Genomic DNA, 20,371 nt, shown 5'->3' with positions numbered 1-20,371 from the left:
ACACATTTGTCCCACCCCCTTTTTAATTTTTAATAAGGAATCGTTTGTCAATAAAGAACGAAAAAGGAAGAAATTCTGTTTACTTTTTATCAACTAGGGAAAAGCGTATTAGAATATTACATACATTACAAAGGAGGAGAACCAGTTGGATGGTTTTTTAGAATGGGTTGCTGTCTTTTCTGAAAGGCTGTGGGGATACCCGCTGATCGGTATTCTGCTTTTCTCAGGTATTTTCATGACAGTCAAATTAGGTTTTATTCAATTTCGCTATCCTATTTATATTTTTAAACAAACCTTCGGCAGCGTCTTTAAAAAGCCAAAGGGCGAAGGGACGGTTACCCCTTTTCAAGCGCTGACTTCAGCACTATCTTCTACCGTCGGAGCTGCAAACATTGTTGGTGTACCGGCAGCAATCATGTTTGGAGGACCGGGGGCAGTGTTCTGGATGTGGGTCATTGCGTTAATCGGCATGGCGCTTAAATTCTCAGAAAGTGCGCTCGCAGTACATTATCGTGAGAAAAATGAGCAGGGTGAATTTGTCGGCGGTCCGATGTACTATATGACAAAAGGTCTTGGAATGAAGTGGCTTGGCATTTGGTTTTCTTTTGCGCTGATGCTCGAATTAATTCCTAGCATAATGGTACAGGGGAACTCAATTGCCACTACTGTTGAAGAATCCTTTAATATTCCAGCTCTGTGGACAGGAATTACCGTAGCTGTATTAATTGGAATAGTTGTTTTTGGCGGGATCAAGAGAATTGGGCAGGTTACTCAGGTAGTTGTTCCGTTTATGGCGCTCATATACGTAGGCGGAGCGCTTGTCATTTTGTTTATGAATTTAAACATGCTGCCTGAATTTTTCTCATTAATATTTTCTAATGCATTTTCACCTGCTCCGGTAATCGGAGGTTTCGCAGGTGCAGCTATTGTAGACGTAATTAGGTGGGGGTTTGCCAGAGGGCTTTATTCTAATGAAGCAGGGTTAGGTACCGCGCCAATGGCCCACGCTGCTGCTACAACAGACCATCCTGTACGCCAGGCATTTTGGGCAATCGGCGGAATTGTCGTAGATACGATGATCATTTGTACAGCTACAGCCTTTGTGGTTCTTTCCTCAGGCGTATGGACAAATGAAAATGCTTATGAAAATACAAACGGTCTGACGACAATTGCTTTTGCGAGCTATTTCGGCAATGTTGGAAGTATTCTTGTAACAGTTTCATTAATTTTCTTCGTAATTTCAACTATACTCGTTGTTATCTTCTACGGAGCAAAGCAGGCAGAATTCTTATTTGGTCTTAAGGCCTCTTATGCTATACAGGTCGTTTATCTCGTTGCCATCGTTTTTGGTGCCGTGGGAGCAGCAGAAGTGCTGTGGGGCTTCCTGGACATTATGCTTGCAACCATATTAATACCTAACCTTATCGCCATTTTACTGCTAAGGAATAAGGTGAAGGAGCTCACGACTGAGTTCTTTACCTCTGAAAAGTATTATTTAAAGGATAAGGGAAAAACTAAATAATCAGTTTAAGAGCAGAGATTCTACAAGGATCTCTGTTTTTTATTATAAAAGTGTCGAAATTAAACACTTTCGCTTTTATTCGTGTTACAAGATTGTTACAATAAGTAAAAAGCACTTAAAAGAGAGAAGGATTGTATATGGAGGATTTTCCAGTAAAATATAAATCCTTTATAAATCGTACCACTGCTCCTGTTGCGGTGGTAAATGAGAGGCTTCAAATTGTTGGAATGAATGCTGCTTTAAAGAAAACATTTCATCTGGATAACAGGATTAAAGATCCCTGTCTAATGGATTATCCTGTTTTCCGGGAAGGTGAATTTATTTCACTGGTTTTAAACGGCTTTAAAAGAGACTTTATCGAAACAACGCCATTGAAATTCGCTCTAAATGAACAGGTGCTGAATTTTAATGTGGCTGTTTCCCGATTGAATGAAGAAGTGAGCCTGGTTGAAATTATTTTTGAGCCTCATAACACGGAGAAAATGCTGATTCATACACAGTCTTCATTGAAAAATTCATTTATTCATCCTATCCTTATGTTTAAGCTGGTTAAATCGGAAAACGATTTTCAAATTGAAACAGCAACTGGCAGCCTTTTTTCTTTATTAGGAATAAATGAGGAGAACGTTGAACAAAAACGTGTTCAGGAGATACTTTCAAAAGAGCATGCAGCTGAATTTATTCCTATATGTGAACGAGTATGGGAAAACCAGGTTGAAGAGACGTGTGAAGGGGTTGTTTACGGATTTGAATTCATCGCCTCTTTTATTCCCATTGTTGAAAATGGAACAACAACGAAGCTTTTTAGCGTCGTGACGGATATTTCCTCCATAAAAAAAACACAGCGGGAGCTTGATCGAAATCAGCAAAAGTATCAGTCCTTAATGTATGATCATGCAGACAATATATTTCTGATTGATCGAAACTTTATTATAAAAGAAATTAATCATGCAGCTGAGAAAAGGATGAAGATGCCATCTGACTCCATGATTGGAAAAGACTATCGAAACTTTGTACAGAAGGAACGTTTTGAAATCACAAAAGGTTATTTTCAAAGGGCTCTGGCAGGGGAAACACTGACGTACGACACGGTTATTGTTAACAATGATCTCACAGAAAGTCATATCCATTGTACACTCATTCCTATTTTTATTGATGGAAATATAGAGGGTGTGTATGGAGTGGGCCGGGATATTACTGAATTTGTGGAAATTGATAAGAAGTTAAAGCAAATGATTACGATTTTAGAAGCTTATTTTAACCATACAAATGATGGCGCTTCCCTGCTGTCAGAAGACGGTGCTTTTATAACCATAAATGATCAGTTTAAACTAATGCTTGGATGGAAAAAAGATGAATTAATAAGAGGAAGAATTTCAGATTTGTTTCATGAAGAGCAGCCTGATGAGGACAAAGAAAAAATAGAAGAAGCGTTTAAAGGAAAAGACATTGACCATCTGGAAACATGTCTGAAAACGAAAAACGGAAAAGCGCTCCCTGTATCAATAAATATAAATTCAATTCATTCCGAAAACGGTGAGGTTATAGGAATTGCCTTGTTTATTCAGGATCTTACTTCGATTAAAGTAACCGAGAATCTATTGAAAAAATCTGAACAGCTATCTTTAATTGGCCAACTGGCTGCTGGAGTAGCGCATGAAATCAGAAATCCCCTGACAACAATAAAAGGCTTCCTGCAGCTTTTAGCTGAGGACAATAAAGCCGCAAACTATATCGAACTTTTACAAAAAGAGCTTGATCGGATCGAATTTATTACAGGAGAGTTTTTATCTCTTGCGAGACCCCAGGCAACCAAGTTCAAGCGTACCTCTCTTAATAAGATCATTCATGATGCAATTGAATTTATAAAAATGGAAGCGTTTAATAGCCATATTGACATTGATTTTCAGATAGAAGAACTAGATTGCGACTGCGAGCTTAACCAAATTAAACAGGTATTCTTAAATATCTTTATGAATGCGATTGAAGCAATGCCAAATGGGGGGCAGCTGGAAGTAACGCTGAAAAAAGAAGGGGAAAACGCAGCGATTGTTATTAAAGATACCGGTGCTGGCATTGATAAAGAAAGGCTTAAAAATCTTGGAGAGCCGTTTTATAGTACGAAAGAAAAAGGCACCGGACTGGGTCTTCTGGTTTGCAGAAAAATTGTGCAAAGCCACAAGGGGACAATGGATATTCAAAGTGAAGTAAATAAAGGAACAAAAGTCCTCATAACGATTCCGATCCTTCATTCAACGTAAGCGGCCTGCTTTATAGCAGGCTGCTTTTTTTATAAAAAAAACACATTTAGTTGTTTTCTTTTTTGATGGAAAGGATAGACAGTAGTAAAAGGCGGTGAGTTCGATATGAAAAAAGAGGTGCGTATACAGCCGGAAAAAGGGCTGAACTGCTTTAAAACGTAACAAACATGCTAGTATCGTTTATAAATGATGACTGATAAAGAAGCTAACCAGCTTTACATAAAACTTATTCAGTGAAAGATGGCGGTTTCATAGAAGATGGTCCCTGAAAGAGGAGGATGTTAGATGATAACGGAATTAAAGAATATGTGGAAAGCACGTATATGGATGAAAACCAATGTACCTTTCTTATACAGCTGGCATGCGTATGTCGGCTTTGATCTGAACTTATTTGAAGCCTTTAAGCGGCCGATGCGGGTTGAGGATGTTGCAGATGCTTATGATTTGGAATTTGAGCTTTTAGAGCAATGGGCGGAGGTAGGAGTGGCTCTTAAGCACCTGAAAAGGGATGACAAGGGAAGAATCAGTGTAAAAAAACAGTGGAAGCTCCCAGGCGCCAAAAAAGACAGCCCGTCCTCCGGTGATTTATTAAAGGAAATGATGGAGCTCCATATTCCCTCACTGCTCTCTTATCCAGGGCTGATGAAGGAGAAGAAACGGCAGCATTTTGATAATGAGGAGCATGGATCAACAGTTGCCAGAACCTCCACCCTGCTTGAATTACTCGCATTTCATTTAATCCAACGAAATGTTAAAAAGCACAGCATTCAATCAATCCTTGATATTGGATGCGGTGAAGCGGGTTATCTAAAAAGACTGGCCAAAAAGCATCCCGATTTGACGCTCAAGGGTGTTGAAATAAATGAAGAGGTTGCTAAGAGAGCTCAAAAAGCAACGGAATCATTTGAGAATATAGAAATTATTCATTCAGATATAGATGATTATCAGCCGGATAATAGGATTGATTATATTATGATTAATAATCTTCTTCACTATGTTGATCCTGATGAAAGACTTGATTTTTTCAATCGAGTTAATGAAGTCATGTCAGATAACGGTATTGCAACGATTATCTCTCCACTGCAAAAAGCAAGGCATGGAAAGCAATTTTCAAGCGCGTTCAACAGCTTCTTCCTGACGTTTGATAACCTGTACCCGATCCCATCAGAGGATGAGCTCGAGGAGATTGCGAACGAAGCCGGCTTTACAATGGAAAAGCCAACAGCACTTATTCGTGAAGGCGGATGGTTCATTGTGAAATTTAAAAAGACTTCGTAATGGATGTTTAAAAAAGTTATATTGTGGGAAATACCCACTGTAAACTTACTTAAAAGGAGATGTTTTCATTGGCTAAGATCGCAACAGTACTAACAAGCTATTTTGAAGATGTAGAATATACCGATCCTGCAAAATCCTTTAAAGAAGCGGGTCATGAAGTTGTGACCATTGAAAAAGAGGCCGGTAAGGAAGTAACAGGAAAGCAGGGGGAAGCAACGATTACAATTGATAAGTCAATTGATGATGTGTCCCCGCAGGATTTTGATGCTTTATTTATCCCAGGCGGCTTTTCTCCGGATTTATTACGAGAAGATGATCGTTTTGTGCAATTCGCAAAATCCTTTATGGATGATAAAAAACCTGTATTTTCAATCTGCCACGGTCCTCAGCTGCTAATCACAGCTAAAGCACTTGAAGGCCGAACGGCAACAGGCTACACTTCCATTAAAGTAGACATGGAGTATGCAGGTGTTACGTATAAGGACGAGGAAGTTGTCGTTTGCGGCAATCAGCTTGTAACAAGCAGAACGCCTGACGATATTCCGGCATTTACAAGAGAAGCATTGAACCTATTATCATAAAGTAAAAAGCCTGCTGAGAAAATTTTCTCAGCAGGCTTTTTGAATGGAATTCCGTCAATAGTATTATTTTATCCTTTTCGTAGGCTTCCGAGTTCCTCGGCGATCGCCTGCATCTCACTTGGGCTGAAATTATCGCGTTTCATAACCATTGTATAAAGGTCGTGAAGCTCCTCATACATCTCGTCGTTAAAATGAGAAGCTTTAATAGCCCCTGCATTTACGATACGCAGCCTGTCTTTTATTTCTGTAACCATATATTCAATATTTTCAGCTGATCTAACAGACAAGTTCATTTGCTTGTTCAGTCCTTTCCGTGGATCCTACTTCATCTTTCCATGTTTTGAACAGCATGTCAACTGCACAAAAGTGCTTATTCTAGCCCTTTGCTGCTTTCTCTTCCTTAATCTTTGCCTGAATCCGTTTCGTCTCATAAACGACTACCCCGGACAAGCCCAGAAGACCAATAAGGTTAGGGAAGGCCATAAGACCATTCATTACGTCTGAAAACAGCCATACAACATCAAGAGAGGCTACAGAGCCGACCATTACAGCAACTACAAACAGTGCTCTGTAAATAATATTGAATTTTTTTGAACCAATTAAGTATTGAAAACATTTTTCTCCATAATATGACCAGCCGATTATGGTGGAGGAGGCAAAAAACACAAGGCCAACCGTTACAATAATCGGACCGATTCCACCCAGAAATTGGCCAAAAGAAGCAGAAGTAAGGGCTCCGCCTTCTAGATCACCGCTTTCATATAATCCAGCCATAACAATCGTTATACCTGTAATTGAACAAACGATTAATGTGTCAAGAAAGACCTGAGTCATTGATACTAAGCCCTGACGGCCAGGCAGATCTGTTTTTGCAGCCGCTGCAGCAATCGGAGCGGATCCAAGACCTGCTTCATTGGAAAATACACCTCTAGCCACACCATAACGGATAATTGCGCCAATAACACCGCCTGCGATCGCTTCATTGCCAAACGCCAAAGAGAAAATCGTAGCAATTGCGTCAGGAATAAGAGATAAGTTCAAAATCATTACAATTAATCCGGCTAATAAATAAAAAGCAACCATTATTGGAACAAATAGAGAAGTAACCTTCCCGATACTTTTAATTCCGCCTAAGATAACAAGCGCTGTAAAGATGGTTAAAATAATTCCTGTAATCCATGGATTGACGCCGAACGTATCGTTTACAACGCCTGATACAGAATTTGATTGAACCATGTTGCCGATTCCAAATGCTGCAACAGCTCCAAATAGAGCAAATAGAACACCCAGCCATTTCTGTTTCAAACCTCTTTCAAGGTAATACATCGGTCCACCGGACATTTCGCCGTCTTCATCCTGAACACGGTATTTTACTGCAAGAACAGCTTCAGCGTATTTGGTAGCCATTCCAAAGATCGCTGAAATCCACATCCAGAAGATTGCTCCAGGACCCCCAAGAACAACTGCTGTCGCTACTCCTACAATATTTCCTGTCCCTACCGTAGCTGCCATGGCAGTCATTAAGGATTGAAAATGAGAGATATCGCCCTTTGATTTACTATCCTGACTTTTAGAGAATGCAAGCTTAAGTGAATATCCTGTGAGCCTGAACTGAAGGCCGCCAAGGCGTATAGTTAAATAAATTCCCGTACCAACCAAAAGGATCAGCAGCGGCGGACCCCATACCAATCCGCTTATGTAGTTTAAAAAATCCGTAAATGCGTCCATCTAATTCCCCCTCACTTTTTCAATTGTCGACATCATTCAACAATACAATATCTGACTCTTAAAGTAAATATTCCGAAAATACTACATGAGTGTCAAGGCTTTTTTCTGAATGAGGAAAATATAGGTTTTAGTTTTGATTCTTTAGGTAAAAGAATAAGGAGGTTGACTTGATGGATGGAGGGTGACATGAAAAGGGTTTTATTTGCCGGAATGGAAAATACATCCTGCTCTTTAATGGCAGAAGCGGTTTTTAATGACCTGATCAGACAGCAGGAGCTTGGAGAAAAAATTTCCTCTGAGTCTGCGGGGATCAATCAATGGATGCAAGGAAAAGAACCAGACCCGTTAGTGCTTGAGCTTTTAAGGGAGAATGGTGTATCAGCTGAAGGGCTGAATCCAAAACAGCTGGTAAGAGAAGATTTGGAGACTTTTGATTACATTCTTTGCATGGATCAGCAAACAGGGCAGGAAGTGCAAAAGCTGCTCAGGGCTTCAGCGGGCAAGCCATTCGTTTTTTTATTTTTGGAATTTATTAATTCACATACAATTAGCAATTCAGATCCATATTATACAGATGACAGCAGGAAAGGATATAATCTAATTGTTGAAGGCAGTAAAGAATTAATAAAAAAACTAAAAAATGAATAATGGAGGAATCGTCATGGCAGGAAACAAATTATCAGCAGGGATCTTGTGGGGAGCACTTATTGGAGGTGCGCTGGCCTTATTAGACAAAGAAACTAGAACGACCACCTTTGAAGCGGCAAAGAAAAGCCGGCAGTACATTTCTTATTATTCAGGGCATCCAAGAGAATTAACGGAACGGGCAAAAAATAGAATTGAAAAGCTTAAGCTGACAGTCGAGCAAATTCAGGATGATTATGAATTTTTAACTTCAAAGCTTGAGGAAGTAAAAGAAATGACGCCTCAGCTAAAAAACATTCTGACTGAAACAAAAGAAACGTTTGAGTCATCGGGTGAAGCCTATAAGCATGCGCTAAGTGATGATACCAGCATAGGAAATGAAGAAAACCGTTCTGATCTTTTTCTTGAACGAAACAGACCGGATGGGAATCAAATGATGTAAATACTGTATACAGGAGTGATTCAGGTGGCTAACCGTAATGAGGATGCTCAAGACAGCAGCCAAAATAAATCAGAGGGTGAATGGAAAGAAGGACAAAAAAACCGCCATTTAGAAGATATGGTAGATGCAGTACATACAGGCGCAAGAAAAGGGAACTACGATACCTTTGGCGGTTTTATAAAAGAGGTTTTAGGCAGGTTCAACAGAAGTGACACTACAGGGCTTGGAGCCCAGCTTGCCTATTTCTTTTTACTATCACTTTTTCCGCTATTAATCTTTGCAATGGCTCTTATTCCATACTTACCGATTACACAGGATCAGCTGCTGGATTTATTTAATGAGTTCGCACCTGGAGAAACAATGTCAATCATTGAGACAACCGTTTCAGAGATTGCCACAGGACAAAATACCGGTATCTTATCAGTAGGTCTGCTTGGTACGTTATGGTCTGCTTCAAATGGCATGAATGCCTTAATGCGCTCCTTTAATCTTGCTTATGAAGTGGAGGAAACACGCAGCTTTATCGTTGCCCGAGGAATGGCAGTTGTTTGGACGATTGTTATGGTAGCGGTTGTTGTAATTGCACTTCTTTTACCGATATTCGGTCAGCAGATTGGAGAAGTTTTCTTTTCTGCTTTTGGATTATCTGATGTGTTTTTAACCGTTTGGAATGTCTTACGTTTTGCAGTAACACCGTTTGTTCTGCTGATGGTATTTATCGGTCTCTACACCTTTGTTCCAAATGTGAAAATCCGATTTGTCAGTGTAATTCCTGGAGCGTTGTTTGCTGCAGTAGGGTGGATGGTCACTTCATTCCTCTTTGCCTTTTATGTTAGCAGCTTCGGAAACTATGCATCTACTTATGGAAGTGTAGGGGGAATTATCGTCTTGATGATCTGGCTTTATTTATCCGGAATTATCATGATGGTAGGTGCTCAAATTAATGCAACAATGGCATCAAAACGCAGACACAGACCCGCAGAGCTAAAGACAGACTAAAAAAAGGACTGGCCCATGCGGCCAATCCTTTTTTACGTTTCAGCAGTCATTGCTTTATTTTTTTGCACCAATGAAAAGACCATTAAGCATAGACAAACAGCGAAAAGCAGCGTGCTGATTAAATAAAAGAATCCACCCGCAAAAAACTGAATAATGATGCCGCCGAGTGCCGGACCGCTTATGCTGCCCAGACTAAAGGCAATTCCGCACATAATATTTCCTGCCGGAAGCAATGACTTCGGCAACAGATCGGTCATATAGCTGATCCCTAAAGAAAAAGTCGAGCCAACTGCCATACCTGCTAAAAAGAATGTAACAAAAAGCCATAATGCAGAGGTTCCTGCAAGACCGGAGCCGATAAAGCATACTGCACCAGTAAATAGCACTGTCATCAGAACACGATGGCGTCCAAATTTATCGCTTAATATACCCAGGGGCAGTTGAAAAACAATCGCACCGATCGAAAAAGCGGGGAGTATAAAAGCAACTGCACTTGCTTCCACTCCGCTCCTCAGGGCATAGATAGGGAAATTCCCGTGTAAGGAAGCCTCTAAAAACCCGTAGCTGAGAGGTGGAAGGAAAGCGACCCATGCATACTTGCCAACCTGCTTAAAGCGCTTTAGAGTACCAAATAAGGAGGCCGTTCCAACCTCGCCGTGATCCGGGATATCATTTCTCAATAAGAAAACAAAGCCCCACGTAATGAAGGTCAGTACCCCTGATACAATAAATGGGAGGGATCGGTTAATTTCAACAAGCGAACTCATTGCCGGCCCCATGGCAAAGCCCAGTGAAAAAAATAAACCATAAATGGCAATATTACGCCCTCTGCGTTCAGCAGAAGAGGAGGAGGTAATCCAGGTTTGAGTAGAAAAATGAAGCATCTGATCTCCAACGCCGATTAAAAGCCTTAAAACAAACCAGAACCAAAAATGCGGCCATAATGGAAAGAATAGAAGGGACAAGCCGACAATAAAGCCCCCAACTACAATTAACGGCTTATATCCATACTTTCTTAAAGGCGCCTCCATTAAAGGAGAAGCGATGAGAATACCGATGTAAATTCCTGTAGCATGAATACCGTTCATCGCAGAGGAAACACCGTCCTGCTCGAAAATGATCGCAATCAGAGGGAGAAGCATTCCTTGAGAAAAACCTGATATCGCTACAATGCAAACTAAAATCCAAAACCTGACTTTTGCTGATACGCCCATAAACAAAGCTCCTGACCTATTAAAAATAACCTATGTAAAGCAAAATTTTAGAAAAACAACTGTCAAACATATATAATTCTACTATACAAATTGATTTAGTTGAAGGAGTTGGATTCAGATGAAGTTTTCAATGCAGGAAGGCGGATTTAAAACGGAGCTTCCTTTTGGCACGCTAGAGGTATCAGGAAATGAAGAGTTTGGATTTCGCCCTTATCAGCTTTTAGTATCATCCATTGCCGTTTGCAGCGGAGGGGTTTTAAGAAAAGTGCTTGAGAAAATGAGGCTTTCCTTTGAAGATATCCAAATCGAAGCAGAGGCAGAACGGAATGAAAAGGAAGCCAACCGCGTAGAAACAGTTCGGGTTCATTTCATCATCAAAGCAAAAAGCCTTGAAGAAAAAAAGGTACATAAGGCGATGGAGCTCACAAGAAAAAACTGCTCTATGGTTCAATCTGTTCTTGGAAGTATTGAGGTAATTGAAACCTTTGAAATAATTGAATAAACAACGCACAAAAACTCGGTACACGTACTTTCAATGAAAGACTGTCCGAGTTTTTATGTTATTTGAGATTTTTTTGAGGTCTTATTCATATAATCGCACTCATTCAGCGCTTCTCATCACTCCCCTTTCAATAAGATGGTTGGTTGATGATTTGACGCTACCCTCCTTTAATTAATCTAACCGAAGTATAGCATGAAATCCGAATAGTGTAAATATTTAATTAATTTATTATTAATTTCATTCTAAGGTACTAGAATGAAAAAAATACTGAAGGGGAAAAGTCCTTCAGCATTGGCAGTTTTAGTAATTTATTAAGGAGCTGCGCTTTGTAAAATCCTCTTCCTTGTAATACATATCCTGTACCAGCAGGTTGGGACCTAAGCACTGAACAGCGGGACAGTGGCAATTCATTTTTAGCGCTTCCTTTGAGTGCAGCCATTTATCAAAAATGGGCTCAAGCTCGTCGGTTTGAATATTGCCAAGCGGCGGTGTATCACCAAAATCTGTGACAATAACTTCACCGGTGAAAATACTGATATTCAAACGGGAACGGCCATCGGGATCATTTCGTACGGTAACATTTTTCGTCGTGTGCAGACGGGTTAGAAGCTCCTGGTCCTCTTTGCTTGTGTTGCAGGCGTAAAAGGGAATGGTGCCAAAAAGCATCCAGGTGTTCTTATCCCTGATATCAAGCAGGTGAGAGATGGCTTCTCTTGTTTCCTTTAATGAAAGAGTCTCCAAAGCTGAAGCGAAGTCGCTTGGGTACATAGGGTGAATCTCATGCCGAGCACATTTCATATCCTCAACAATTTCTTTATGAATCCGTTCAATGTGGGGCAGTGTTTTTTTGTTGAGCATGGTCTCAGCTGATACCATTACGCCAGCCTCGCTTAGCGCTCTTGAATTTTCGATCATCCGGTCAAACAGCTTTTGGCGCTGTTCTCTCGTCGGTTTTCTTTCCATCATCGCAAATCCTGTATCGATGAATTCATCAACCGTTCCCCAGTTATGAGAAATGTGCAGCACATCTAAATAAGGAATGATCGGATCATATCGATCTAAATCAACCGTAAGATTGGAGTTGATTTGTGTTTTTACTCCTCGCTCATGAGCGTATTTTAAAATGGGGGCTACATAGTTTTGAACCGATTTTCGTGACATCATCGGCTCGCCTCCGGTGATACTGAGCGTGCGAAGATGCTCGATTCCATCAAGTTTTCTTAAAATTAAATCCAGCGGCAGCGCCTGAGGATCCTTTGGAGATAAGGTGTAGCCGACAGCACAGTGCGCACAGCGCATATTACACAGCGTCGTTGTCGTCAGCTCTATATTTGAAAGGGTCAGTTTACCGTGCTGCTTTATATCTTCATACGCTTCCCATGGGTCGTATTGAGGGGTTATTTTTCGATCTATTCCATTCATAACAGATTCTCCTTACGCTTTTTGCATCAAGCCCCATTATCAGGATAATAAGGGGAGGTGTCAATCCACTATAACAAGAAATAAGATGGGTCCCACAATAAAAAAGTTGCACTCGGTTAGTAAATCCGTTACCATAGTACCGAGTTTGAAAGGAGCGATACAATGGGCAACGCCATTTATGATAATGACTCACAGGTGCTGTATCTTAAGCAGCGTTTAAATATGTTTTTGGAAGTGCTGGAGTCAGTGGACCCTGAGGATACCGATCTTGAAGATATTGATCGTATGATCCAGATGGTTGATGATTTGGAATTGAAGGTTCAGCAGTTTAAAAAATCTGAATAAAGATTGCATCAAAAAGCGTCCTTCTCCTGAGGACGCTTTTTTAATTTAAAATTTCATTTTTTGAATCAATAACTTTTATTTCAAACGGGTTCTCTGGTGACAACGAGCTATCTGGGGCTGAAGCTAAGATGATTTTTGCTGCATCTTCAATGGTCCTTGCCAGCTTATGGGCATCATCTTTTGACTTCTCTAATGAGGTTTGAATAATGATCAACTGCTGATCATCTATGTTGATATCTCCAATTACATCGAATTCTTCTTTTAATCCTTCAAGTAAGCTTGAGGATAAAAGAGAAAGTTCATTATGAATGTTTTTTACTTCATCCGTTATGTAGGATGGGTCTATTCTTTTAACTACCACGCTGTAATTTTGAAATGCTGAGGAATGAATGGCTTTTTTAACGATTGTGTTCATTTCTCTTTCTAAAGAATTGACATACTCCTGATCACCTTCTATTTGGATCACTACTTCATGGTTGGAATTCATTCCAACGGTAAACCCTTCATAAGTGTGATGAAGATCTTCACTTAGTTTTCTTAAAACGGTCAAACGTTCTTCCTCCGTGTTCGACCATGCTTTCTCTTCATCTGCAGGACTGTTCCTTACGTAATCAATAGGGATATTTCCAAGTAAAGAAATCAGCGTAAGGAGTACCACTACAATAATCAGTTTTTTGAAGTGCATCTAATCCCTCCTTTAAAAAGGATATGATTCAGATGGGAGTTGAATGCAGTAAGATTCTTTTTCAATGTTTCATCATTAAATACAGAAACCGTTTTCAACTCTTCTTTTTTTCACTAGGGTAAATAGGTATAATAGATTTTGACCAACAAATACATAAAAGTGGCTTTACTTAGGGAAGGGGCACAAACAAGAATGAACATCACGGCACTGGAAAACAGCTTGTATGACTTAATTGTAGAAACATCAACAAATTTACCGAAGGACGTAAGAAGAGCGATACGGGCGGCAAAGGAGCAGGAAAACGCCGGTACAAGAGCTGCAATGAGTCTTGCGACGATCACCCAAAATATTCAGATGGCAGACGATAAAGTATCACCGATCTGTCAGGATACGGGTCTGCCTACCTTTAAAATAAAGACCCCTGTTGGCGTTAATCAGCTTGAAATTAAAGAAGCAGCTTATAAGGCAATGGTGCGTGCTACCAAGGACGGGAAAATGCGTCCTAACTCAGTTGATTCTCTAACAGGTGAAAACAGCGGAGACAATCTTGGTCTTGGTCTGCCTGTAATCAAATTCGAACAGTGGGAAAAGGACACGATTGACATCCGTTTGATTTTAAAAGGCGGAGGCTGTGAAAATAAAAATATTCAATACAGTCTTCCATGTGAGCTTGATGGGCTTGGCCGTGCTGGTCGTGATTTGGATGGCATCCGTAAATGTATTATGCATTCAGTGTATCAGGCACAAGGTCAGGGGTGCAGCGCAGGATTTATCGGTGTTGGAATCGGCGGCGACCGTTCATCCGGTTATGACCTGGCAAAGGAGCAATTATTCCGCTCTTCCGATGACGTGAATCCAAATGAAGATCTTAGAAAGCTTGAAGAGTATGTGATGGACCATGCTAACGAGCTTGGAATCGGTACAATGGGCTTTGGAGGAGAAACAACACTGCTTGGCTGTAAGGTTGGTGTCATGCACCGCATCCCCGCCAGCTTCTTTGTTTCTGTTGCCTACAATTGCTGGGCATTCCGTAGACTTGGAATTTCTGTAGATGCCGCGACCGGTGAAATTCAGGAATGGATGTACCAGGAAGGTGAAAAAATCAGTTTTAAGGATGAAGACGAAACAGAAGAAACTCCTGACGAGAAACCGGCAGTTATTACACTTCAGGCTCCTATCTCAGAAGAACAGATCCGTTCGCTGAAAGTAGGCGATGTCGTTCAGATCGATGGCATGATGTATACAGGCCGGGATGCGATTCATAAATATTTAAGCGACAACGACTCTCCGGTGGATTTAAACGAGCAGGTGATCTACCATTGCGGTCCTGTTATGCTGAAGGATGAAGATGGCAACTGGCACGTAAAAGCAGCCGGTCCCACAACCTCCATCCGCGAGGAGCCATATCAGGGAGATATTATGAAGCGATTTGGAATCCGCGCAGTCATCGGAAAAGGCGGCATGGGACCTAAAACCTTAAAAGCCTTAGAAGAGCATGGCGGCGTGTACCTGAACGCCATCGGTGGAGCAGCTCAGTATTATGCAGACTGTATTCAAGGAGTAGAAGGCGTGGACCTGACGCAGTTCGGCATCCCGGAGGCCATGTGGCACCTTAGAGTAAAAGGCTTCACAGCCGTCGTCACCATGGACTCACACGGCAACAGCCTCCACCGCGACGTCGACCAATCCTCCCTGGAAAAACTATCGCAATTTAAAGAGAAAGTATTTAACTAAGTGCTGAAGGCGCTCGTTCAGCTCCGACAAGCATAAGACGATCTGCACAAGTAGGCGCTTTTTGCCTACTGGGCAGGGTGGCTTATGACTCGAGGAGCTAGCGCCTGAAGCCGGATAAACTAAGTGCTGAAGCGGCTCGCTCAGGCCCGACAAGTTTAAGATGACCTGGCAGGTTGGCGCCCTATGCCAACAGGACAGGTCAGCTTAAAACCTCGAGGGCCTAGCCGCTGAAGCCGGATAAATTAAGTGCTGAGACAGGCGTTTAGCTCCGACAAGCATAAGGCGCCAGGCAACAGCAGGCGCTTTTTGCCTGCTTTGACAGGTGACTTATGACCTCGAGGAGTTGCTTGTCGAAGCCGGGGACTCCTGCGGGAGGAAGCGGGAAGGCTGAGATCCACTTGCGCTAGCAAGTTAGCTCAGCTCCCGCCCCGCGGAAAGCCTCCGCATGCAGTGGAAATCAACCATTGTCCGAGCGCCTTTTTATAGCTTCCCCCACACCCATCTTAAAATTCAGGTGGGTGTTTTTACTATGTATACACATCTCCAGTAGGAGCAGTTTAATAAAGAAAGGAGGAGTGTATCATGCATCAAAAACTTTTACTCGGCTTTTTAGCTTGTCTCTTATTTTTAGCTGTTCCCCTCTCTGCTCATGCACAAAGCTACGGCTGGGGATTTAAACGCTCTACAAATGGAGAGCAGCCTGAAGCAGGAGCCGAGCTTGATAATTTATTGAAAAAGTACGATTCGGTTTATAAAGGTTCACCTAAAGAAAAAGTCGCTTATTTTACGTTTGATAATGGATTTGAAAATGGATATACTGCAAAAATTTTAGATGTTTTAAAGGAAGAAAAGGTCCCGGCCACATTCTTCTTAACCGGTCATTATCTTGAAAGTGCAGCTCCTCTTGTAAAACGGATGGCTGCTGAAGGGCATCAAATCGGCAACCATTCCTGGGGACATCCGAACTTCTCAAGACTTACTCCGGATCAAATGAAAGAAGAGTGGAGCAAGCTTAAGTCGAAAACAGAGGAACTAACCGGTCAAAAGGAAATGCCTTATACGCGTCCGCCGGAAGGTGTATTCACAGAGGAATCCCTTCGTGTAGCCAAGGAAGAAGGCTATACCCATGTGTTCTGGTCTATTGCTTTTGTTGACTGGCATGCAGACAAGCCTAAGGGTGCAGATTATGCCTACAATGAAATCATGAAGCAGGTTCACCCAGGCGCTGTTATCTTGCTTCATACCGTATCGCCTGATAATGCTGGAGCACTCCAGCGGGTCATTCAGGATATGAAAAAGCAGGGCTATAAATTTGAAGACCTGGATCATTTAATGAAGAATCAGGGATAACCAAAAGCAAGTGAGCCTGAACCAGGTTCGCTTGCTTTTTGAAGCTAAACAGGCTCTTCTTTAGCTATTCCCATAAGGCTGTGTGCTATCCATAAACATCATACATGCTATAATGAGGATAAAAACAAGGTGGGAGCATGATGTGGAAAGAGCAGATCTCAGTCGATGGACCTTATGCGTTTGATCGTGTCCTTCAACGAATGTCCATTGATCCGTTAAACCATATTGACGAGGGAAAGCAGATGGTGAAGCTGCCTTATACAGGTGCAAAAAAACAGGCAGTCACGATTACAGGGATCGGTACAACTCAGGATCCTGTTTTTATTGTTGAGGGGACATATGAAGAGGATAGGAAAGAAATTATTCGGCACGTTAAGGATTTATTTCATTGGAATCATTCTTTAAACGAAGTAGACCTTCATTTTTCTTCCTCTACGCTTTCAAACATTTTTGACGTTCATAAAGGAACGCCACTTGTGAGAGAGCCCTCTGTTTACAGCTGCCTTTTAAAAAGCATTATCCACCAGCAATTAAATATGGCCTTTGCCGCTGTATTGACCGAACGTTTTGTTACGACCTATGGTGAAAATATTGAGGATGTGTGGTTTTACCCTGAACCACAAACGGTCGCAGAAATTACCGTTGAGGAGCTTAGAGCCCTGCAGTTCAGCCAGAGAAAGGCGGAGTATGTGATTGGAGTCGGCAAAAAAATCCTGAGCGGCGAACTGGAATTGGACAGATTCCCTGAGATGAGTGATGAAGAAATTATTGAAGAACTCGTTAAATTAAGAGGAGTAGGACCATGGACTGCACAAAATGTGCTATTATTTGGACTTGGACGAATGGATATCTTTCCGTTTGCTGACATCGGAATTCAAAATGCGCTTAAAAAACAGTTTAACATGGAGCGAAAGCCCACCATTTTGGAGATGGAGGAATGGACTGAGTCCTGGAGACCTTATTTAAGCTATGCATCTCTTTATTTATGGAGAAGCATTGAGACAGGGAAGTGAAACAGATGAGTGAAAAAAATCATTCAGTGGTTGAGATAAATCAAGAATTTCCTTTAACTATTAAACGTCTTGGCATTAATGGAGAAGGAGTAGGCTACTATAAAAAGCAGGTTGTTTTTGTACCTGGAGCACTTCCGGGTGAAGAAGCGGTTGTGCAGGTGACAAAAATTCATCCTAAATATGCTCAGGCAGCAGTGAAAACAATTCGGAAGGAATCCCCTCACCGAGTTACTGCCCCGTGTCCGGTTTACGATGCATGTGGAGGCTGTCAGCTTCAGCATCTCGAGTATAACCAGCAGCTAGTCCATAAACGCGACATTTTGATTCAGGCACTTGAACGGCACACGAAGCTGCCAATCGCGCAAATGGATATCCGCCAGACCATTGGAATGGACAACCCATGGTACTACCGCAATAAAAGCCAATTTCAGGTAGGGAAAAAAGGCGAGAAGGTAATTGCCGGTCTTTATGGAACGAATTCCCACCAGCTAGTCGATATTAAGGAATGCATTGTACAGCGCAAGGAAACAAACAAAGCAACACAGGTTGTAAGAAAGCAGCTTGATAAGCTTAAAATACCTGTTTACAATGAACGAACGAAAAAAGGAACCGTCCGTACCATCGTATCCCGCGTTGGCATTGAGACAGGGCAGGTTCAAATTGTCATCGTAACGGCTACTGATGATCTGCCGCAAAAAGACAAACTGATCCGTGCACTTGAAAATAAAATGCCGGAAATAAAATCCATTATGCAAAATGTTAATCCGGCATCAACGTCTGTTATTTTCGGAAATAAAACCATTTTACTTTCCGGTCAAAAAACGATTGAGGATAAAATCGAGCAGTATACGTATCACTTATCTGCAAGAGCCTTTTTCCAGCTCAATCCGATTCAGACAAAAAAGCTTTATGATGAAATTAAAAAGGCGTCTGAGCTTACAGGGAAAGAAAAGATTGTAGATGCCTACTGTGGCTCAGGAACGATTGGCCTATGGCTATCTCAGGGAGCCAGTGAAATACGGGGAATGGATGTCATAAAGGAATCCATCCAGGATGCGCGAATGAATGCAAAACAGCATGGGCTTAAAAACTATACGTACGAAACAGGTACTGCCCAGGAATGGATGCTAAAATGGAAGGATGAAGGCTTCAAACCGGATGTCGTTGTAGTCGATCCTCCGCGTACAGGCTGTGACGAGTCACTGCTTAAAACCATTCTGACTGTAAAACCAAAACGGTTTGTATATGCTTCCTGCAATCCATCCACCCTGGCTAAAGACTTAATGGCACTTTCATCAAAGTATAAAATCGAATACATTCAGCCGCTGGACATGTTCCCTCAGACTTCACACGTAGAGAGTGTCACGCAGCTTGTTTTGAAGGAAGACAACTAACCCTTTTGGGTGGTTGTCTTTTTTTTAATATATTGTTTGCCTTTTAAAAGGGAAAAAGGGATAGATAAAAGAATAGATAGTGGATAATGATTTAAGTGGAGGGAATGAAAATGAGATTTGAAGACTATCTATATTGAAAGTACCCGTCTTGCTATTTAAAAGAAGACGGGCAAGTTATCCTACTAAATGGTCTACAGAAGATCGTTCCGCTGATTTTTAAGAATCATTTTTCACACCTAAAACTTTCTCAATTACAATCCCATCCCTAACCGACCGCTCACTAAATTCAAAGTAGGTAGCCTGGACTGACTCCATCAGTGTCAAGAACACCTGAATTCCCGGAATGATAATATCCTTTCGTTTCTTCGAAAGTCCTTTGATTTTTCCCCGGTCCTGTATCGGTAAAGAAGAAATGTCTTTTAGAATCCCTTCAATTTCCGCATGGCCCATCTTACATTCATGCGTATTGTGCTTCGCCTGATAAACTCTTCCAAGATTTCGAGCGGTACCGCCGATCGCAATTACAGGGCAGCGCACATCTAAAAGCCATTGAAGCTGATTAAATTGGGAGAGAAGGTATAAGTGCAGCTCCTTTAATTGCTTGCTTGAAAAGGGATCCATAAAAGTGAATTTCGTATTAAGAGAAACAGCACCAAAAGGAAAGCTGTGAACTTCCTTCAGTTTTCTATTTTCAAACAGAGTGATTTCCGTGCTTCCTCCACCAATATCAATGGTTACGCCATGATCAATCGACAGTGAATCAATCACACCAAGATAGCCATAATAGGCTTCTTCATATTCACTCAAAAGCTCTATAGTAAAAGATGTTTTCTTTTTAATCAGGTCCAGTACCTCAGAACGATTGGCAGCTTCTCTGATGACAGCCGTCGCAAACCCGATCACTTCAGGCTTCTCATACGTTTTAATAACCGTCTGGAACCTCTTTAATGTCGTAATAATCAGGTCAATTCCTTCAGAGGATAAATTACCTTTTGAATCCAAATAGCCGATTAATCTGGCAGCCGTTTTATCTTTGTTAATTTCTTCAAATTGTCCATTTGAATCGATTTTATAAATAGCTAACCGGATTGAATTGGATCCTAAATCAATAAGAGCTGCAGTTTTCTCTTTCATTTTACAAAACCCCTTCCTTCATAGTCATTGTGACCGTATCAAGTTTAATCCAATGGGTAATCACCTGTTAAGTAAACTAGTATTCACCGCTTCTAAATAGGATATAACATAGGGAGGGAATT

The 20,371-nt window shown here is 41.3% G+C and carries 19 protein-coding genes; 13 read left to right on the top strand and 6 right to left on the bottom strand.

Features of this window, described 5'->3' with window-relative positions; all coding sequences use genetic code 11:
- Positions 1-145 precede the first annotated feature (145 nt).
- The 4 genes from C4B60_RS18250 (at position 146) to C4B60_RS18235 (ending at position 5,642) form a co-directional block, all read left to right on the top strand.
- Positions 146-1,522, top strand: coding sequence for an alanine/glycine:cation symporter family protein (locus C4B60_RS18250; protein ID WP_104059477.1), 1,377 nt, complete (start codon positions 146-148; stop codon positions 1,520-1,522).
- A gap of 137 nt (positions 1,523-1,659) precedes the next feature.
- Complete coding sequence (locus tag C4B60_RS18245) at positions 1,660-3,783, top strand: PAS domain-containing sensor histidine kinase (RefSeq protein WP_104059476.1); 2,124 nt, start codon at positions 1,660-1,662, stop codon at positions 3,781-3,783.
- 285 nt (positions 3,784-4,068) lie between these two features.
- Positions 4,069-5,061 (top strand): class I SAM-dependent methyltransferase, encoded by a 993-nt coding sequence (locus C4B60_RS18240; RefSeq protein ID WP_104059475.1) that lies wholly within the window; start codon positions 4,069-4,071, stop codon positions 5,059-5,061.
- A 59-nt stretch (positions 5,062-5,120) separates the two neighbouring features.
- Positions 5,121-5,642, top strand: a complete 522-nt coding sequence (locus C4B60_RS18235; RefSeq protein ID WP_104059474.1) for a type 1 glutamine amidotransferase domain-containing protein — start codon at positions 5,121-5,123, stop codon at positions 5,640-5,642.
- A 68-nt stretch (positions 5,643-5,710) separates the two neighbouring features.
- Here the strand turns inward: C4B60_RS18235 and C4B60_RS18230 are convergent, their stop codons facing one another.
- Positions 5,711-5,935 carry a DUF1128 domain-containing protein gene (locus C4B60_RS18230; protein WP_104059473.1) on the bottom strand — a complete coding sequence of 75 codons (225 nt, stop codon included), beginning with the start codon at positions 5,933-5,935 and terminating at the stop codon, positions 5,711-5,713.
- An 82-nt stretch (positions 5,936-6,017) separates the two neighbouring features.
- On the bottom strand, positions 6,018-7,370 hold the full coding sequence (locus C4B60_RS18225; RefSeq protein WP_104059472.1) for an alanine/glycine:cation symporter family protein: 1,353 nt from the start codon (positions 7,368-7,370) through the stop codon (positions 6,018-6,020).
- Between the two features lie 186 nt (positions 7,371-7,556).
- Here C4B60_RS18225 and C4B60_RS18220 point away from each other — a divergent pair, with 186 nt between their 5' ends.
- Genes C4B60_RS18220 through C4B60_RS18210 form a run of 3 tightly spaced genes read left to right on the top strand, consistent with a single transcriptional unit; the run spans position 7,557 to position 9,456 of the window.
- Positions 7,557-8,018, top strand: coding sequence for an arsenate reductase/protein-tyrosine-phosphatase family protein (locus C4B60_RS18220; RefSeq protein WP_167578700.1), 462 nt, complete (start codon positions 7,557-7,559; stop codon positions 8,016-8,018).
- Between the two features lie 13 nt (positions 8,019-8,031).
- Positions 8,032-8,457, top strand: a complete 426-nt coding sequence (locus C4B60_RS18215; RefSeq protein WP_104059470.1) for a YtxH domain-containing protein — start codon at positions 8,032-8,034, stop codon at positions 8,455-8,457.
- A 24-nt stretch (positions 8,458-8,481) separates the two neighbouring features.
- On the top strand, positions 8,482-9,456 hold the full coding sequence (locus C4B60_RS18210) for a YihY/virulence factor BrkB family protein (protein ID WP_245154049.1): 975 nt from the start codon (positions 8,482-8,484) through the stop codon (positions 9,454-9,456).
- A 32-nt stretch (positions 9,457-9,488) separates the two neighbouring features.
- Here C4B60_RS18210 and C4B60_RS18205 read toward each other — a convergent pair whose 3' ends face one another.
- Positions 9,489-10,670 carry an MFS transporter gene (locus tag C4B60_RS18205; protein ID WP_104059469.1) on the bottom strand — a complete coding sequence of 394 codons (1,182 nt, stop codon included), beginning with the start codon at positions 10,668-10,670 and terminating at the stop codon, positions 9,489-9,491.
- A 118-nt stretch (positions 10,671-10,788) separates the two neighbouring features.
- Here C4B60_RS18205 and C4B60_RS18200 point away from each other — a divergent pair, with 118 nt between their 5' ends.
- On the top strand, positions 10,789-11,172 hold the full coding sequence (locus C4B60_RS18200) for an OsmC family protein (protein WP_104059468.1): 384 nt from the start codon (positions 10,789-10,791) through the stop codon (positions 11,170-11,172).
- 300 nt (positions 11,173-11,472) lie between these two features.
- Here C4B60_RS18200 and yfkAB read toward each other — a convergent pair whose 3' ends face one another.
- Positions 11,473-12,594: a radical SAM/CxCxxxxC motif protein YfkAB gene (gene yfkAB, locus C4B60_RS18195; protein ID WP_104059467.1), complete on the bottom strand. Its 1,122-nt coding sequence runs from the start codon at positions 12,592-12,594 to the stop codon at positions 11,473-11,475.
- A 162-nt stretch (positions 12,595-12,756) separates the two neighbouring features.
- On the opposite strand from yfkAB, the gene C4B60_RS18190 reads away from it, so the two are divergent.
- Positions 12,757-12,939 (top strand): SE1561 family protein, encoded by a 183-nt coding sequence (locus tag C4B60_RS18190; protein WP_104059466.1) that lies wholly within the window; start codon positions 12,757-12,759, stop codon positions 12,937-12,939.
- A gap of 40 nt (positions 12,940-12,979) precedes the next feature.
- On the opposite strand, the gene C4B60_RS18185 is transcribed toward C4B60_RS18190, so the two are convergent.
- Complete coding sequence (locus C4B60_RS18185; protein ID WP_104059465.1) at positions 12,980-13,624, bottom strand: hypothetical protein; 645 nt, start codon at positions 13,622-13,624, stop codon at positions 12,980-12,982.
- Positions 13,625-13,816: 192 nt separating this feature from the next.
- Here C4B60_RS18185 and C4B60_RS18180 point away from each other — a divergent pair, with 192 nt between their 5' ends.
- The 4 genes from C4B60_RS18180 to rlmD all read left to right on the top strand — a co-directional run bounded on the left by C4B60_RS18180 (position 13,817) and on the right by rlmD (position 19,115).
- Positions 13,817-15,358: a fumarate hydratase gene (locus C4B60_RS18180; protein ID WP_104059464.1), complete on the top strand. Its 1,542-nt coding sequence runs from the start codon at positions 13,817-13,819 to the stop codon at positions 15,356-15,358.
- Between the two features lie 582 nt (positions 15,359-15,940).
- Positions 15,941-16,708, top strand: coding sequence for a delta-lactam-biosynthetic de-N-acetylase (gene pdaA / locus C4B60_RS18175; protein ID WP_104059463.1), 768 nt, complete (start codon positions 15,941-15,943; stop codon positions 16,706-16,708).
- Between the two features lie 140 nt (positions 16,709-16,848).
- Positions 16,849-17,721: a DNA-3-methyladenine glycosylase family protein gene (locus C4B60_RS18170; protein ID WP_104059462.1), complete on the top strand. Its 873-nt coding sequence runs from the start codon at positions 16,849-16,851 to the stop codon at positions 17,719-17,721.
- On the top strand, positions 17,718-19,115 hold the full coding sequence (gene rlmD, locus C4B60_RS18165; RefSeq protein WP_425331179.1) for a 23S rRNA (uracil(1939)-C(5))-methyltransferase RlmD: 1,398 nt from the start codon (positions 17,718-17,720) through the stop codon (positions 19,113-19,115). The genes C4B60_RS18170 and rlmD overlap by 4 nt, the downstream gene beginning before the upstream one ends.
- Positions 19,116-19,331: 216 nt before the next feature.
- Here the strand turns inward: rlmD and C4B60_RS18160 are convergent, their stop codons facing one another.
- Positions 19,332-20,249, bottom strand: a complete 918-nt coding sequence (locus tag C4B60_RS18160; protein ID WP_104059460.1) for a Ppx/GppA family phosphatase — start codon at positions 20,247-20,249, stop codon at positions 19,332-19,334.
- Between the last annotated feature and the right edge of the window lie 122 nt (positions 20,250-20,371).

Source organism: Jeotgalibacillus proteolyticus (assembly GCF_002926065.1).
In the GTDB taxonomy this organism is placed as follows: Bacteria; Bacillota; Bacilli; order Bacillales; family Jeotgalibacillaceae; genus Jeotgalibacillus; species Jeotgalibacillus proteolyticus.
This window is presented reverse-complemented; position numbering and strand designations above follow the sequence as displayed.